The sequence below is a fragment of the Phocaeicola sp. HCN-40430 genome, from assembly GCF_037890285.1.
GTDB lineage: Bacteria > Bacteroidota > Bacteroidia > Bacteroidales > Bacteroidaceae > Phocaeicola > Phocaeicola acetigenes.
In genome coordinates this window covers 1-1,503 of sequence record NZ_JBBKBS010000050.1, presented here as the reverse complement: position 1 = coordinate 1,503, position 1,503 = coordinate 1, and the positions used below count along the sequence as shown (strand labels likewise).

Sequence of the window (1,503 nt, the reverse complement as noted above, 5' to 3'; positions counted from 1 at the left end):
CAGCATCCGAAGCTTTCGGTGTATGAGGACCAGATTGTGTGGGGAAGAAGCCCGGTGCGTGTGGATCTGGCAGGGGGGTGGACGGATACCCCGCCTTATAGTCTGATGGAGGGGGGTAATGTGGTGAACATTGCCATCGAACTGAACGGGCAGCCTCCTTTGCAGGTGTATGTGAAGCCGTCGAAGGAATACAAGGTGATTCTGCGCTCCATCGACCTGGGGGCCATGGAGGTGGTATCGACTTATGAGGAGCTGCATGCGTTTAATAAGGTGGGCTCGCCTTTCTCTATTCCGAAGGCGGCGCTGGTGCTGGCGGGATTCCACCCGGATTTCAATACGGAGTGTTATGCTTCGCTGGAGGAACAGCTCAAGGCGTTCGGTGCGGGTATCGAGGTGACACTGCTTTCGGCTATTCCGGCGGGTTCGGGACTGGGTACAAGTTCGATTCTGGCGGCTACGGTGCTGGGAGCGGTGAATGATTTCTGTGGTCTGAACTGGGACAAGCAGGAGATTGGAAGCCGTACGCTGATTCTGGAGCAGCTGCTTACCACAGGGGGAGGATGGCAGGACCAGTACGGCGGTGTGCTGCAGGGTGTGAAGATGCTGCAGACGAAGGCGGGATGGAACCAGGAGCCGATGGTGAGATGGCTGCCCGACTATCTGTTTACGGGAAGCGAGTACCGCAAGTGTCATCTGCTGTATTATACGGGGATTACGCGTACGGCGAAGGGGATTCTGGCGGAGATTGTACGGGGAATGTTCCTGAACTCGTCGAAGCACCTGGAGCTGCTGGGTGAGATGAAGGGGCATGCCGTGGATATGTATGACGCAATCCTGAGAAATGACTTTACCGCAATGGGACGTCTGGTGCGCAAGACGTGGAAGCAGAACCAGCTGCTGGATGAGGGTACGAACCCGCCGGCGGTGCAGGCGCTCACGGAACTGGTGGACGACCTGTGTCTGGGTTACAAGCTGCCGGGAGCAGGGGGCGGAGGCTATCTGTACATGGTGGCCAAGGATCCGGAAGCGGCGGCGAGAATACAACTGATTTTGAATGAGAACAGACCGAACGACAGGGCGCGTTTCGTGGAGATGAGCCTCTCGGAAAAGGGTCTTGAAATAAGCAGAAGCTGATATGGAAAGAAACGGTCTGGTGAGTACGAAGGAGGGACGGAGTTTCCTCCTTCCGTTTATTCTGATTACAAGCCTCTTCTTTCTGTGGGGCTTTGCACACAGTATTCTGGATGTGCTGAACAAGCATTTCCAGGATACGATGGAGATTACAAGGACACGCTCGGCGCTGATTCAGGCCGTGGTGTACGGGGGGTATTTCATCATGGCGCTGCCGGCGGGGAACATCATCCGGCGTTTCGGATACCGCGCGGGGGTGCTGACGGGACTCGTGCTGTACGGCGTGGGGGCGCTGCTCTTCATTCCGGGGGGAAGGATAGGCTCGTTCGAGTTCTTCCTGTTCTCGCTCTTTGTGATAGGGTGCGGACTGAC

1 protein-coding gene and 1 pseudogene are annotated in these 1,503 nt (G+C 56.6%); both read left to right on the top strand.

Annotated elements, in window-relative coordinates; translation table 11 throughout:
- On the top strand, positions 1-1,134 hold a 1,134-nt coding region (locus WKU26_RS12495; RefSeq protein ID WP_445323252.1), incomplete at its 5' end, for a GHMP family kinase ATP-binding protein.
- Position 1,135: 1 nt separating this feature from the next.
- Positions 1,136-1,503 (top strand): annotated as a pseudogene (locus tag WKU26_RS12490) (glucose/galactose MFS transporter); the annotation flags it as partial.